This window comes from Rickettsia lanei, assembly GCF_056242675.1.
On sequence record NZ_CP172233.1, the window covers coordinates 278,325 to 293,880 of the forward strand.

Genomic DNA, 15,556 nt, shown 5'->3' on the forward strand with positions numbered 1-15,556 from the left:
ATAATATAGTAAAATTACTACGTCATTCCCGCCTACGCGGGAATGACATCAACGTCACTTCAACGTTTGCGCCTTCTCTATAGCCTCGTCTATAGTTCCGACCATATAAAAAGCAGCTTCCGGTAAATCATCGTATTTACCCTCTACAAGTCCTTTAAAGCCTGCGATAGTATCGGCTAGATTAACAAATTTGCCTGCAGCTCCGGTAAATACTTCAGCGACATGGAAAGGCTGCGATAAGAAACGCTGTATTTTTCTAGCACGTGCCACGGTTAGTTTATCTTCTTCGGATAGCTCATCCATACCTAAAATAGTGATAATATCCTGCAACGATTTATAAGTTTGTAAAACCTGCTGCACTTGTCTTGCTACACTATAATGTTCTTCACCAACAATCATCGGATCAAGTACCTGCGAATTACTATCTAACGGATCAACTGCCGGATAAATCCCAAACTCAGCTATCTGACGGCTAAGTACCGTTGTAGCATCTAAATGTGCAAAAGAAGTAGCAGGAGCAGGATCAGTTAAATCATCCGCCGGTACATATATAGCCTGCACGGAAGTTATTGAGCCATGCTTAGTAGAGGTAATACGCTCTTGTAGTGCGCCCATATCGGTTGCAAGAGTAGGCTGATACCCTACCGCTGACGGAATCCTACCGAGTAACGCCGATACTTCAGAACCTGCTTGAGTAAAACGGAAAATATTATCTACAAAAAACAAAACATCTTGCCCTTCATTCATATCTCTAAAACTCTCGGCAATGGTCAGACCGCTTAACGCAACTCTTGCCCTTGCTCCCGGCGGCTCGTTCATTTGTCCATAAACTAAAGCTACTTTTGACTTTTCAGGCTCTGCAAGGTTAATAACACCCGAGTCAATCATTTCATGGTAAAGATCATTACCTTCTCTAGTTCTCTCACCAACTCCTGCAAATACCGTATAACCGCCGTGTGCTTTAGCTACGTTATTAATAAGCTCCATTATAAGCACGGTTTTACCGACTCCTGCACCACCGAATAGTCCTATTTTACCGCCTTTAGTATAAGGAGCAAGTAAATCAATAACTTTAATACCGGTGACTAATATATTACGCTCGGTTGACTGATTGGTAAAATCAGGAGCAGGCTTATATATAGAAGAAATATTTGAGCTTTTAATGTCTCCTTTACCGTCAATCGGCTCACCTACAACATTCATAATACGCCCAAGCGTCTCAGTACCTACAGGAATACGAATAGGACTGCCTGTATCTATTACTTCTACGCCCCGCACTAACCCTTCCATAGAATCCATAGCAATACAACGCACTGTATCATCACCTATATGTTGTGCTACTTCCAGGACTATCCTTTGTTTATCGTTATAGCACTCTAGAGCATTTAAAATTTCCGGTAACTCACCGTTATTCGTAAATTTTACATCCACCACCGCTGAAATAATCTGAGTAATTTTTCCAATATTTTTTGTCATGATTTTTTCTTTTGTTAAAAAATATAATACAAATAAAATGAAGAACAGATAGACGCAGTTTAATGTGGAAAAGAGCAAGGCGTTTCATATTTTTTGACAGCGTATATACTAGCACGTGAGGATCAAAAAATATGAAACAACGACGCCAATTTTGCAAATTAAACGAGTATATCTAAACCGCTTCTGAACCGGCTATAATCTCTATTAATTCCGTAGTAATAATAGCCTGTCTTGATCTATTTAGCTTTAAAACTAACTTGCTTATTAAATCATTAGCATTATTTGTTGCATTTTCCATAGCAGTCATTCTAGCTCCCTCCTCACTTGCTCTACTTTGTAGTAAAGCATAATTTATTTGGGAATTCACATATAAATTAATGAGATTAGAAATGAGATTTTCTCCCTCATATTCATAATTATAGTCAATTGATTTGGACTCGCCTACTATGTCACTCGTCGCTTTCCTATTATTTATAGGCTTCGCTCCTCGTTCCTTGTATCCGAATCCGACTAAATTAACTATAGGATTATCTATCATAGAATCATCCTGATATTTTGCTACTGGTAAAATCTGTTGTCTAGTCATAATTTGAGTCATTGCGTTCTTAAATTTATTAAAATATATAACACAATTACTAACTTCTAGATTTTCTACTGCCGACATAATTTTTTGTTTTACTTGTAGCATCAGATTTTCATCATGAATTTTGGGTAACTCAAAATAACTATCAATATAATTTACATATTGCCTTTTTAGTGCTTCGTAACCTTTTTTTCCAATAATGATAAGTTTTATTTGTTCGCCTTTATTTTCTAACTCTTTAATATCATTCTTAACTTGCTGAATTATACTGTAATTAAACGTTCCGCATAAACCACGCTGTGATGTCATAACTATCAATAAATTTGCTTTATTCGGCACGGTATTAAAAAATTTCTGCTCTTCTATAGATAACTCATACATATCAATTGATAATATAGCAGACATCATTTTACTAACAGCCTCAATATAAAAATTTGAATTGGCTATTTGACTCTTTATTTTTGCCATTTTAGAAGCTGATACTAGTTGCATTGCTTTAGTAATCTTTTGTGTAGATTTAACGCTTTTAATTCTAGTTCTTAACTGCTTTAAATTTGACATATTTATTTAGTATTTTTATGTCATTGCGAGGAACGAAGCTTTGTTGCAATCTCGTCAAATCTCCTGAGATTGCCACGCTCCTTTCAGTCACTCGCAATGACGATTTAGTATCCACACAAAAACAACATCATCTTATTTAACAAATTCCTTAACGAAGTTTTCTAAAAATGCTTTCAGTTTCTGCTCGGTTTCTTCGGTTATACATTGCTCGTTTTTTATTGATTCCAAAATATCTTTTTTATTTAACCTTATCTCCGTAAGCATTTTATCTTCAAATTCTTTTACTTTCTGAAGCGGGACATCATTTAAATATTTCTTAGTGCCGACATAAAGACTTACTATTTGTTCTTCTACCGGAAAAGGATGATATTGAGCTTGTTTTAATATCTCAACTAATCTTTTACCGTGATCGATTTGTGCTTTAGTGGCAGGGTCTAAATCTGATCCAAATTGCGAGAAAGACTCAAGCTCTCTAAATTGAGCAAGCTCTAGCTTTACCGAACCTGCTACCTGCTTCATAGCCTTTATTTGTGCTGCAGAACCAACACGGCTTACCGAAATACCAACATTAACGGCAGGTCTTACGCCTTTATAAAATAGCTCACTTTCTAAGAAAATTTGACCGTCGGTAATCGAAATAACATTTGTTGGGATATATGCGGATACATCACCTGCCTGCGTTTCGATTATAGGAAGAGCAGTAAGTGAACCGCTGCCTTTTTCCTCTGACATTTTAGCAGCACGCTCAAGCAACCTTGAATGCAGGTAGAACACGTCGCCGGGATAGGCTTCTCGCCCGGGAGGTCTTCTAAGTAATAATGAGATTTGTCTATATGCAACGGCATGCTTACTTAAATCATCATAAATAATAAGTGCGTGCATGCCGTTATCACGAAAATATTCGCCCATACTACAGGCAGAATAAGGGGCAATGAATTGAAGAGCTGCAGCTTCCGAAGCAGTAGCCGAAACAATGAGTGTATAGTCCATGGCTCCGGCATCTTCTAGTTTTTTTACTATTTGTGCAACACTTGATCTTTTCTGCCCAATAGCTACATAAATACAATAAATTTTATCACTTTCATTAGTAAGTGAATGAGCTTGTTTTTGATTAATAATAGTATCAACGGCTATAGCTGTTTTTCCAGTTTGCCTATCACCGATTATTAACTCTCTTTGTCCTCTACCTATTGGGATTAACGAATCTATAGCCTTTATTCCGGTTTGTACGGGTTCACTCACGCTCGTTCTTTCTATTATCCCCGGAGCCTTCATCTCGATATGTCTGTACTCTTTACTTGCAATATCGCCTTTGCCGTCAATAGGATTACCTAGAGCATCAACAACACGACCAAGCAAAGCTTTTCCTACCGGTACTTCTAAAACTTCTTTAGTTCTTTTGACATTATCACCTTGCTGTACTTGGTGATCATCCCCCATAATTACAGCACCGACACTATCGTTTTCCAAGTTTAAAACAAGGCCCTTAACACCAGATTTAAATTCTACTACTTCACCGGATTTTACATTAGCAAGACCGTAAATTTGGGCTATACCGTCACCGACGGTTATTACCTGCCCTACTTCCTCAAGCTCACTTAAGCAATTAATATTAGCTATTTCCTTTTGTAATATTTCAGCTACTTCAATAGGCTTTAGTTTCATGTGGTTTATGTCTCCTAATTTTCTTGTCATTGCGAACGAGCATTGCCCGTGTGGATACCGAGTCGTCATTGCGAGCAGCCGTAGGCCTCGTGGCAATCTCATAAAATATCCTGAGATTGCTTTGTCAATTACTGCGTAATTTCCTCGCAATGACTATATAAATATCTATACAGCAATATTAACTGTTTTTAAAGCTTTCGTTATTTTCTCTAAACTACCTTTTATTGAGTAATCTTGCAACATACTATCATATTTAATTACAATACCGCCAATAATAGTATTATCTATATCAAATAATATTTCTGTTTTTTGATTTAATTCTTTTTCTATACGAGATTTAATCCACTCCTGCTCTTTAGGTTGTAACTTATTTGCAGAAATAACCTGAACTATCTTTATGTTTTTACTTTCATATAGTAAAGTATTATAAGCATCTACTATATTAGATAAAATAGCAGTACGCGAATTTTTTACCAATAACAATAAAAAATTTTGTACTATTGTGCTAATTTTGATATTTTTTGCTAATGAATTAACGGCGTTAATTTTGTCGTTCTTATTTACTATAGGAGAAAATAGGAACTCTCTAATATCAAAATTATCGGTAATTATACGGTTTATATAAGTAATTTCTTCAAAGATCTTATCTTGTATATTATCAACCATAGCGTTATTAAATAACGCTACTGCATAATTCTTGATTAAATTACCTTTGTTCATTTTCTTAATTTATATCTCCGAAGTAAAATGAAACGTATATACGAAGATCAACTTCAACAAGAGCAAGGAGTCTATAAGGCGAGGAGCGGAGCATATACTTAATACGTGAGCACCACAGCTCTTATAAGACGACGTAGCCAATTTTTGAAGTTCATCGAGTATTATATATGTATTGCCCTATCATAAGCAGAGAATACTGATTCATGCATCATTTCCGATAAAGTCGGATGCGGGAAGATAGTGTTAATTAAATCCAACTCCGTTCCTTCTAAATTTTTTGACACCACATATCCTTGTATTAATTCCGTAACTTCCGAACCTATCATATGAGCTCCAAGCAACTCACCCGTCTTAGCATCAAATATAGTTTTAATTAAGCCATCGCTATCACCGCTTACTAAAGCCTTACCGTTAGCTATAAAAGGAAATCTGCCTATTTTAAGTTCATAACCTAAGGTTGTTGCTGCTTCTTCAGTCAAACCGACGCTTGCTATTTGCGGCGAAGAATAAGTGCAACCAGGAATATTATGTTTATTAATAGTATGCGGTTTTAAGCCCGCTATGCTTTCCGCTGCAATAATACCTTCATGGCTTGCTTTATGAGCTAAACAAGGCACTCCTGCTACATCGCCTATAGCATAAATTCCTGATACCGCAGTTTGCATTAACCCGTTAGTAGTTATATAGCCGTTTTCTACTTTAATTTTTGTTTTCTCAAGACCTAAATTTTCCGTATTAGCTGTAATACCTACTGCCATAAGTAAAATTTCAGCTTGTAATTTTTGTGTTTTATCTGCTAACTCTAACTCAACTTCTATCTTATCTTTTGATTTTGTTTGCTTAATTAACTTAGCATTTGTAATAATTTTTATACCTTTCTTCTCAAAGTTCTTATGAGCGATTCCGCTAATTTCCATATCTTCAGCAGGCAATATTCTATTATGTGCCTCAATTACGGTAACATCCACACCAATACTATTATAAAACGAAGCGAATTCTATACCGATTGCACCTGAGCCGACAATAATCATAGATTTCGGCACATGCTGCGGTATCATAGCTTCTTTAGAAGTCCAAATTTGTTTACCGTCAGGCTTAAAGCCTTTTAAAACCCTAGATCTTGCGCCGGTAGCTATAATAATATTTCCTGCTTTTACTGTAGGTTTATCATTTATATTTATTACCTTATTTCCTGCAAGACTTGCTACTCCATCTATCACGGTCACTTTGTTTTTTTTCAGTAGTAATTTAACACCGCCTGCAAGCTTATTTGAAATCTCTCTTGAGCGTTCGACTATTTTCTTAATGTTGATTTCAGCACCTTTAGCATCAATTCCATAATCTTTAGCATGTTTTATATATTCAAAAACCTCAGCAGATTTAAGCAGGGATTTAGTCGGTATACACCCCCAATTAAGACATACCCCACCCAAATGCTCTTTTTCTATTAATACAACTTTTTTCTTTAATTGTGCTGCTCTAATTGCTGCAACATACCCACCTGGACCACCGCCTATAACGGCTACATCATATTGTTCCATTTTATTTTTATTTTGTTAGTTTGTTTGTTATGAACATTAACGTCATTGCGAGGAGATGCACAGCATCGACGCAGCAATCTCAGGAATCATACACTATCTCCTGAGATTGCTACGCTCCTTTCAGTCGCTTGCAATGACGAAAATGGAAATGACACTAGAGTATACTACTCTTCAGCATCCATTTATTCTTTTCATGCACCTTAATTCGTCCAATAATCATATCGGCTGTACCCTCATCGCCCTCTGCTTGTGCTACTTTGAGTCCCTTATATAATGTATCTCTAATAATATCTTGATCTTTTGTTAGACTTTTAAGCATTTCATTTGCCGTTGCGTTTAGATTTGCCTCATCTATAGATGCAAGTTTTATTAAATCTGATAATGCGGGAACTTTAGCATTTAAACTTCTTATTCTTTCAGCAAGCTCATCTAAGCTTTCAGCTAAATCTTCATACTGCCCCTCAAATAATAAATGTAGACTTCTAAACTCTGCTCCTTCTACATTCCAATGATAATTTTGTGTTTTAAAATATAAAGCATAGCTATCTGCTAAAATTTGTTCTAAAGCTTTTACTACTTGCATAATACCCTTAAATTTCTATGAACTTTTTGACTTTATAACATTTCTTTAGATACTTCAAGCGATATTGAAATTTATATAATTTCACCTAATTGCAATGATTATATATTAATTATTAATTTTTGTTAATAATTTCTTGACTATCAAATAAGTACTGCTGATTATGCCCTTCAATTTTAAAAATCCAAAGGAATAGCAAAATGATACATCAATTAACTTCATTTTGAACCACTGTGGCAAGAATTACTACAACAGTAAGAGCAACAATTGGAGATCAAGAATATAATATGCTTCAAATAGGATATAACGGAGAAAATTATTATATAGATCCTACTACAAAAAATTTAATTGTATCGAATTGTCCTAAAAACAATATGGCAACGATGGAGTATAGCAAAGGAATTGAATTATTAAATAACGATATCATGCACCTAATATTTAGAGGGTTTTTCAAAATAAAGAAAGCGTTAACTCACTATAGACGAGGCTATTATTACTGCAGTTAATGATAATGGAGACAATATACGAGATTATATATTAAAAAAAACAAGGTGATAATACTTTTATGTATGAGGAAGCATTGATGAAAATATGTCAAGAAAATTTTCGTTATTATTTTGATCCACAAAATTATACTAAAATTTAAAACCCTACTATTGAGTATATACTTAATACTGCAGCAACTAATAACCCTATTACTATAGGTTATAGTAAAGGATGCAAAATATTTGAGGTACTTAAAGGAAATAATTTGAATGGAATTGCTTCAGAAATAAAGGATTTAATATCTAACCCGATATCTAGCACTACTCAAGGTACTAACACAATAGAAAACTTATCAGAACTCATAACAAAAGACTTATCTGAAATAGCAGCTAATCCGATTAATAACACAATAACAAGCTCTACTGCCGAAATTTCTGAATCAATCTTTTCCGATAACACCGAAAGTGAGACTGAAACGGGAATAAATTTAATTAATAACACCGTAGCAAACCTTACTAATACTGCTTTCAATACAACTTACAACTTTCAAGAAAATATGTTTGATGAGAGTGATAACGATAATTCCTTAGTTGCTCAATATATAAGCATTGGCACAGCTGTAGTTGCCTCCATAGCTGTTATAATAGGTGTAGGGGTAACTTGGTATGTTAGAAATAAAAACGCAACAAAAGCTAAATTAAAACAATATATTGATGAAATTGAAGCTGAAAAACTTGCTGCTGAAATTAATGAAGATGTTACTACTGAAAATAACACTCTACTTGATAATGATCATGCTGTGGTAGATATGACCGGAGTCTCCTATGAAGAAGAAGGTACTTTAGTATAGATAACCTAGAGTATTGCTTTTTAATCAACAACCAATAGCAAATTCACTGTTGGTTGTTCCTCGAAAATAAAAATTGAGATTTATTTCAATTCTTGATTTATCAATTCTTTTAGCTTTTCTTTCGCTGCTTCTTTAGAACGTTGCCCTGCATAAGAATAATAATTTTTATTATCTTCAATGAAATGTACAAAGAAAACTGTTCTGTCATTTTTTTGTAGCCAACCTATAAACCATCCAATTTTACGATCCTTTAACTTTACAGTTCTATCTTGGCTAAGTTTATTACCACTACCTGTTTTACCGTAACGCTTCCAACAATCTACAAAATCTTCAATAAACAAAATATTTTTAGTCATTTCTTGGGCTTGAACACTTACAGGCAATTTATTCTCTGCTAGTTTCTGAAGAAAAGCTAATTGTTCTTACGGTGAAATTTCTAAAGCACTAGAAAGCCATACATTAGTTAAACCGTTATTCTTGCCTTTATCTCCTCCTGAAATATCACGATTACCATAATCACATTATGTTACATAATCACGAAATTTTTCAATACCTAATTCTTTAGTAATAATCTGAGAATACCAAACACAGCTATTCTTCATCCAATCTTTAGGTGTTTGGGATTGTTTCCAAACTTCAAGATAGTCAGCATATCCTGCTTTAACAGGTCATTTTGGATGAGTTTCATAAATTAAAAACCCATCATCATAACCCATTAAACTTATAGCAATTTTAAATGTTGAGCATGGAGCATAACGAGACTCACAATTACCTTCTTGTTTTATAATTTTCATTAACTAAAAAACAATCCGCTTGAGTTATAAAAGTTATAGTAAGTGATATTAGGGCAGTGAGATATAAAATAATTTTTTTCATAGGTTAAAATAAAAATAGGTGGTTTTGTTGTATGATACCGATGTCATGCCCGCGGAAGCGGGAATCCAGGAAAAAAGCAGCAATACAGCAAATTTTAAAAATTAAAAGTTCGATTTATCGTGCACCCTGGATTCCCGCTTCCGCGGGCATGACATAGAGAACATGGAATGACATCGGCTTAAACTAATTATACAGTTTAGTAAATTTCCTGCGATTGATCTTCCTTACTCGGTACATAATCAAAAATATCATTATTATCTTGATTATCAATCATACATTCATTCTCAAGCATCTGAACATTATTTACTTTAAATGCTTCTATAACAGTACCGCTTGGTGTAATTTTACCAGTTGCTCTATCTACGGCGATTAGCTTAATTGAATCTGGAACTTTGAAAGGCAGCGATGGCTTATCCTTATAAGCATTACTCATAAAATCAATAAAAATCGGTAATACTACGTTTGAGCCTGTTGCTCTTTTTCCAAGCTCTTGCGGTGTATCATAACCCACATAACTGCCGACTACTATTGTGGGTGTAAAACCTACAAACCATGTATCTTTACTATTGTTACTAGTACCGGTTTTTCCGCCGATAATTTTCCCTAACTTCTTCGCAGCATAACCGGTACCTCTATCTATTGCTCCGGTTAAAAACGAAGTAATTTGATAATCACTAGCTTCATCCGTAACTCTATAGATATATTCTTTCGGTATTTCTAATATTGCGGTATCTAAATTACTATCCGAAACATTACAAGCAAGACATTCTCTATCATCTCGCCTATAAATAATTTTACCGTTACGATCTTTAATTAATTCTACAAAATGAGGCTCCACTTTTTTACCGCCGTTAGCAATAATTGCATAAGCATTAGTCATTCTGCTAAGTGTGGTTTCAATTGACCCAAGTACCATAGAGTAAACTTTTTTTGGTTCATTATTAATACCGAAACGCTTAATTATATCAACGATTTTTGTAAGTCCTACGGCAGTTGCAACTCTTACGGTTATAAGATTACGAGATTTTTCAAGACCAGTACGCATAGTGATTTCACCTAAAAACTTACCCTCATAATTTTTAGGACGCCAACTAGGCATCCCTGGACCTTGCGAAATCTCAATAGGTCCATCATTAAAAATCTGATTCGGCTTAACACCGTTTTCAAGAGCTGCTAAATAAACAAAGGTTTTACTCAAAGAACCGGGTTGACGCAGTGCCTGAGTTACTCTATCAAATTTACTTGTGGAAAAATCATAACCGCCAACGCTTGCAAGTACCTGTCCGGTATTTGGGTTCATAACCATAATAGCACCGTTTACTTCAGGAATCTGACGAAGAGCATACCCCTCTTTTATAGCCTCAACCACTATCACATCACCTTTTTTAAGCAAGGTCTTAACTGATTTAAGATTACTTCTTGCCCATTTCATTTCAGCAATAGGCATCTTAGATTTGCTGCCGTCTATAAGTCCAATCTCTACATGATTATCGGCTACATCTAGAACTACAGCTAATTTATACTCTAAAAGCGATGGAGGAGTCGGTAGTTTTTTTAGCTCTCCTTGCCAATTATCAAGAGAAATATTAGCTATAGGCTTTCTAAAACCACGCCTTCTATCAAACTCCCTTAGACCTTTTCTTAGAGAGTTTTCAGCTAATTGCTGCATCTTTGCATCTAAAGAAGTAATGATAGTAAGACCTCCGGTATAAAATTCTTCCTGACTATTTAACATCCTAATTACTTCTTCTCTGACCTGTGCAGCATAATAATCTGCCGTAACAGTTTCTTCCTTAGCTCGTTTACGTAAAACTATCGGGCTATCCATAGCTTCTTTCGCAGCATCTCTTGTTATATAACCATCTTCAAACATACGTGCTATTACGTAATCACGACGAGCTTTTACTCTAGCATAGTTTCTCTCAGGATTAAGTTCGGAAGGGGCTTTAGGCAGTGCCGCAATAAAAGCTGATTCTGCAATAGTAAGTTCCTCTACGGATTTATTAAAATAATTTTGTGCAGCTACCGCAACACCGTATGCACCACGACCAAAAAATGTTTGATTAAGATATAATTCTAAAATTTGATCCTTAGTAAATACTCTTGAAATCATATAAGCAAGAATCGCTTCTTTAATCTTACGTTCAAGAGAAACTTCGTTAGTTAGCAGAAAATTTTTAACCACTTGCTGAGTAATGGTAGACGCTCCTTCCATACGCCTATTATGTAAATAATTAGATATGTTTAAAAATGCCGCTCTAACTATTCCAAACAAATCAACGCCGGGATGGTTATAGAAATTCTTATCCTCAGCTGCAATAAAACTTTCTATTAGCGAACTCGGTACGCTATTAATCGGTACAAACACACGACGTTCAAAAGCGTACTCCTCCATTAATTTGCCGTCACGGGAATAAATACGCGTTACCGACGGCGGATAATAACGTGCAAGCTGTGAGTAATCAGGCAAATCACGTGAATAGTGGTATATTATATAAGCAGTAATCCCGCAACCTACTAAAATAAGGAAGACAAAAATTTTTAAACAAAAAAGAAGAGATTTATACATGACTTATATTTCGCCGGTTAAACTATTAAGTGAAGCCTTAGTAATTTTTACATCAATGATTTTACCAAGTAAAGATTTATTAGGGTTTTGGATATATACGGACTGCATGTATGGAGTTTTACCTATTATCTGGTCGTCGAATTTACCATTGCGATCAAATAGAACTTTCATAGTACTACCAACACAACTTGTATTAAAAGCTAGTTGCTGAGCCATGAGTTCTTGTTGTAATATAGTTAATCTCTCTGATTTTATATGTTCAGGTATTTGGTCGGTTCTAGTTGCACCAGGTGTGCCGGGACGTGGGCTATATTTAAACGAATAACACTGACCGTATTTTACTCTACGGACCAAATCTAATGTATCTTCAAAATCTTCATCTGTTTCACCGGGAAACCCGACAATAAAATCAGAGGATAACACTATATCAGGCCTTGCTTCTCTTAAGCGATTAATTATATCAAAATAATATTCCCGATCATGTTTGCGGTTCATGGCTTTTAATATTTTATTTGAACCTGACTGCACCGGTAGATGTAGAAACGGCATTAATTTAGGTTCGGTGCCGTACAGCTTTATTAGATCATTATTCATATCTATCGGGTGTGAGGTGGTATAACGTAATCTCTCTAAATTGGGAATTTGTGCTAGATGTTTGAGTAAATCGGCTAGACTAAATATTTTATCTGCAGGACCTTTACCGTGATATGCATTGACATTTTGTCCAAGTAACATAATTTCTTTAGCACCGCTACTAACTACTTTTAGTGCTTCTCTGTAAACCTGCTCTACATTTCTTGAAAATTCAGCACCTCTAGTATAAGGTACTACGCAGAAAGTACAAAATTTATCGCACCCTTCCTGTACCGATATAAAGGCAATTGTTCCTTGCGGATATAATTGCTCAGGTAGCTGATCAAATTTTGCTTCTTCAACAAAATCCAGATCGATTAAGTGTTTTTCATGTCTAACGACTTTTGAGATTAATTCCGGTAGGTTATAATAAGATTGCGGACCGACAACAATATCAACATAAGGAGTTCTTGTAAAAATCTCCTCCCCTTCCGCCTGTGCAACACAACCGGCTACAACTATTATTGCAGAACTTAAACCTTGTTTTGTTCTGGTATCTTGTAGTTTCTTAATACGACCGAGTTCAGAATAAGTTTTCTCAGCTGCTTTCTCTCTGATATGACAAGTATTTAGAATAATAACATCTGCTGCTTCAATATTTTCAGTAGGTTCATAGCCAAAGGGATAAAGTAAATCCTGCATCTTAACGGAATCATAAACATTCATCTGACATCCGTAGGTCTTAATATAAAGCTTCTTACTCATAATTTTATATATATCTTTAAACTAAAAGCCTAGTATACGAAGATCAAATTCAAAAAGAGCGAGGAAGTGCACAAGGCAAGATGAGCTGCGTATAACGTAATACGCGAGAACCGAAGCTCTTGTAGAACGACTCAGCCAATTTTTGCAGTTCATCGAATATACTAAAGTTTTATATTATACTATATTTATATCAATCTTTAAACTAAAACCTTAATGGGCATTGCTCAATAACTATAGATATCTTTAAAAGCCCCGTCATTGCGAGGAAAAACTGCAAGTTTTGACGAAGCAATCCAGTTAAAAATGCTAATATTTAGATTTTTATTATTTTTGCTAGATTGCTACGCTCCTTGCAGTCGCTTGCAATGACGACTCGGTATCCAGGCAGGTAATGCTGAGTTAGTAATGACACTCAATCCTTACGGATTAATTCTTGCTGTACAGATTCTTGCGGTGATTTCTTTTAATTTTTCTATTCTTTCAATAAGACAAAGCAGCTGTTCTTTAGTAATTTTATAGTTTTTATCATATCTTGCATCAACATAAGCTTTTTCAAGAAGCTCAAAACACTTTTTTTGTTCTTCGGTTAATTGAAGAAATACACTCCATAATTCATTGTCATAATTTCCTGCCATGCTACCTAGTTCTTATAAATTATGTAATTGAGGTTTGTAGTTTGAGGAAACTAATAAAATAGTACTGTAAAGACTTTCCGTAGCTTGATGAAGGGCAAAGGCTGATAAAAAGCATACTACAAATCGCTTAAATAAGTAGTTGCCCCTTTTAAAAAACCTTTACCTCTACCAATCGCTCCAAGATAAATCTTTAGCCTCGCTAAGTATAAATTCACCGCTATCATATATAAAGAATACCTTCTTTTTTTATATCGGTATAAAAATAACGTCCTTTTTCTAACTGCCTACTTATTTCCTCTATTGACTCTAGAATTATCGATATTCTTGAATAATACGGAATAATTTGCTTAGGGTTTATTATTCCTGTGTTTTCTAATCTTATATATTTATATTATCTTTTAATCTTAAAGCAGTGTATCCTTTATATTTACCTTTTTTCAGAATTATCAAAATATCAGTATCGCTATGATAGCCGTAAGGTAGATCATGTACCCAATCGCCTCTAGCAAAAGAGCTGTACAAGATAATCATAGCGATTTTTCCTGTGCAATATCTAAAATCTGCTGCACTATAAAATTAAGCCTTGCTCTAATTTTAAGAGAACGTTCGGGCAAGGTGGTTTTCATTTAAATATCTATACTTTATATTTTTCTGCTTTTAGCTTTTTTATTTCTTCTATTGTAAGCTTAATATATTGTGCTATTTTCTCTATAGGCTCATTCTCTATTAGCATTTCTTTTGCAGTTTCAATTTTCTCTTTTTCTATGCCCTTCTCCATCCCGGCATTAAACTTTTCTTCAAACTTGTCTATTGCTTGTTATATAGCCATTTCAGCTCTAAAATAATCATCATGCTCTTGTTCTGTCCATTTATATTGCTCTAAACTTGCATATGCCGATAACACAATTTCATTTTTAATCTCTTTTGGCGGTTCTTGTGCTTGCGAAGCATATTTTAATAAATGCAACCATTCATCGGTATCATCTTTAAGATCATTTTTTTAAACTTCCCTAGTTCAATAAATACATAAGTTAATGAAAACAAATATTATTTATGGGTATTGCTTTCTTTTATATGATGATAGCTAATATACGGCAATTCATCAGGCAAAGCTTTTGCTCCTATGAGAGAAATTATTACTACCGGTAATAAATCCTTATGTTTCATACCCTTCTTAATTTGACTAACGTAGGTATAACAACCGTAAAACTGCGTTCTATTAAGATAATCTTTCTCCATTTTACGCTGCATCTCGATTATATACCATCTACCGGTTTCATCTTTAACTTTTATATCGAACAAACTTCTTTGCCCTTCAAGAAATACAGGTAACTGTTCAGTAGTTATATAGCTTAAATCTATGATTCTATCTCCTTGCGATAACCTAAGAAGAGAGGTCAATAAATTTATTAATTTTACTTTATCGCTAAATAGTTTTTTAAATGCGACATCATTTGTACTGTCTAAATATCTTTGGATAAATAATTATATCTTTGGTAAATCTTTATTAGCAAATTAACTTCAGGCAGTACATTACTTTTACAATTTATTATCGGTACTAGGCTTCTTGTATCACCTATCTTATAAAGAGGCACTTGAAGGAAACACGGAACACAGCACTGCAGCGTACATAAAAGTACGTGAGGATGCGAGTAACGGATTGACGTACAAATTAC

16 protein-coding genes and 1 pseudogene are annotated in these 15,556 nt (G+C 34.6%); 2 read left to right on the plus strand and 15 right to left on the minus strand.

Features of this window, described 5'->3' with window-relative positions; all coding sequences use genetic code 11:
* Positions 1-54: 54 nt before the first annotated feature.
* From atpD to ACHBLB_RS01700, 6 genes are all read right to left on the minus strand, one after another.
* Positions 55-1,476: a F0F1 ATP synthase subunit beta gene (gene atpD / locus ACHBLB_RS01675; protein ID WP_475842174.1), complete on the minus strand. Its 1,422-nt coding sequence runs from the start codon at positions 1,474-1,476 to the stop codon at positions 55-57.
* A 172-nt stretch (positions 1,477-1,648) separates the two neighbouring features.
* The gene (gene atpG / locus ACHBLB_RS01680) at positions 1,649-2,620 is read right to left on the minus strand and encodes an ATP synthase F1 subunit gamma (RefSeq protein ID WP_475842176.1); all 972 of its coding nucleotides are present in this window, start codon (positions 2,618-2,620) and stop codon (positions 1,649-1,651) included.
* A 132-nt stretch (positions 2,621-2,752) separates the two neighbouring features.
* A complete protein-coding gene (gene atpA, locus ACHBLB_RS01685; RefSeq protein ID WP_475842178.1) occupies positions 2,753-4,285 on the minus strand; it encodes a F0F1 ATP synthase subunit alpha in 1,533 nt (510 codons plus the stop codon).
* A gap of 165 nt (positions 4,286-4,450) precedes the next feature.
* On the minus strand, positions 4,451-5,005 hold the full coding sequence (atpH, locus tag ACHBLB_RS01690; RefSeq protein ID WP_475842181.1) for an ATP synthase F1 subunit delta: 555 nt from the start codon (positions 5,003-5,005) through the stop codon (positions 4,451-4,453).
* Positions 5,006-5,166: 161 nt separating this feature from the next.
* The gene (gene lpdA / locus ACHBLB_RS01695; protein ID WP_012151347.1) at positions 5,167-6,546 is read right to left on the minus strand and encodes a dihydrolipoyl dehydrogenase; all 1,380 of its coding nucleotides are present in this window, start codon (positions 6,544-6,546) and stop codon (positions 5,167-5,169) included.
* A 154-nt stretch (positions 6,547-6,700) separates the two neighbouring features.
* Entirely contained in the window at positions 6,701-7,129 is a 429-nt protein-coding gene (locus ACHBLB_RS01700) for a Dps family protein (protein WP_475842182.1), read from the minus strand.
* A gap of 230 nt (positions 7,130-7,359) precedes the next feature.
* Between ACHBLB_RS01700 and ACHBLB_RS01705 the strand changes: the two genes are divergently transcribed.
* Both ACHBLB_RS01705 and ACHBLB_RS01710 read left to right on the plus strand, forming a co-directional pair.
* Positions 7,360-7,632 (plus strand): hypothetical protein, encoded by a 273-nt coding sequence (locus ACHBLB_RS01705; protein WP_475842183.1) that lies wholly within the window; start codon positions 7,360-7,362, stop codon positions 7,630-7,632.
* A 245-nt stretch (positions 7,633-7,877) separates the two neighbouring features.
* Positions 7,878-8,462, plus strand: a complete 585-nt coding sequence (locus tag ACHBLB_RS01710; RefSeq protein WP_475842185.1) for a hypothetical protein — start codon at positions 7,878-7,880, stop codon at positions 8,460-8,462.
* An 80-nt stretch (positions 8,463-8,542) separates the two neighbouring features.
* Here the strand turns inward: ACHBLB_RS01710 and ACHBLB_RS01715 are convergent, their stop codons facing one another.
* The 9 genes and pseudogenes from ACHBLB_RS01715 to ACHBLB_RS01755 form a co-directional block, all read right to left on the minus strand.
* Positions 8,543-8,818 carry a penicillin-binding transpeptidase domain-containing protein gene (locus tag ACHBLB_RS01715; protein ID WP_196218320.1) on the minus strand — a complete coding sequence of 92 codons (276 nt, stop codon included), beginning with the start codon at positions 8,816-8,818 and terminating at the stop codon, positions 8,543-8,545.
* 165 nt (positions 8,819-8,983) lie between these two features.
* Positions 8,984-9,256, minus strand: a pseudogene (locus tag ACHBLB_RS01720) (penicillin-binding transpeptidase domain-containing protein).
* A 278-nt stretch (positions 9,257-9,534) separates the two neighbouring features.
* The gene (locus tag ACHBLB_RS01725) at positions 9,535-11,907 is read right to left on the minus strand and encodes a penicillin-binding protein 1A (protein WP_475842187.1); all 2,373 of its coding nucleotides are present in this window, start codon (positions 11,905-11,907) and stop codon (positions 9,535-9,537) included.
* A 3-nt stretch (positions 11,908-11,910) separates the two neighbouring features.
* Positions 11,911-13,245 (minus strand): tRNA (N6-isopentenyl adenosine(37)-C2)-methylthiotransferase MiaB, encoded by a 1,335-nt coding sequence (gene miaB, locus ACHBLB_RS01730; RefSeq protein WP_475842189.1) that lies wholly within the window; start codon positions 13,243-13,245, stop codon positions 11,911-11,913.
* 419 nt (positions 13,246-13,664) lie between these two features.
* Positions 13,665-13,880, minus strand: coding sequence for a HEPN domain-containing protein (locus tag ACHBLB_RS01735; protein WP_014362426.1), 216 nt, complete (start codon positions 13,878-13,880; stop codon positions 13,665-13,667).
* 378 nt (positions 13,881-14,258) lie between these two features.
* On the minus strand, positions 14,259-14,411 hold the full coding sequence (locus tag ACHBLB_RS01740) for a hypothetical protein (RefSeq protein ID WP_193427296.1): 153 nt from the start codon (positions 14,409-14,411) through the stop codon (positions 14,259-14,261).
* 103 nt (positions 14,412-14,514) lie between these two features.
* A complete protein-coding gene (locus ACHBLB_RS01745) occupies positions 14,515-14,658 on the minus strand; it encodes a hypothetical protein (RefSeq protein ID WP_475842192.1) in 144 nt (47 codons plus the stop codon).
* A gap of 39 nt (positions 14,659-14,697) precedes the next feature.
* Positions 14,698-14,847 carry a hypothetical protein gene (locus ACHBLB_RS01750; protein WP_475842194.1) on the minus strand — a complete coding sequence of 50 codons (150 nt, stop codon included), beginning with the start codon at positions 14,845-14,847 and terminating at the stop codon, positions 14,698-14,700.
* Positions 14,848-14,927: 80 nt separating this feature from the next.
* Positions 14,928-15,281 carry a PD-(D/E)XK nuclease family transposase gene (locus tag ACHBLB_RS01755; protein WP_475842196.1) on the minus strand — a complete coding sequence of 118 codons (354 nt, stop codon included), beginning with the start codon at positions 15,279-15,281 and terminating at the stop codon, positions 14,928-14,930.
* Between the last annotated feature and the right edge of the window lie 275 nt (positions 15,282-15,556).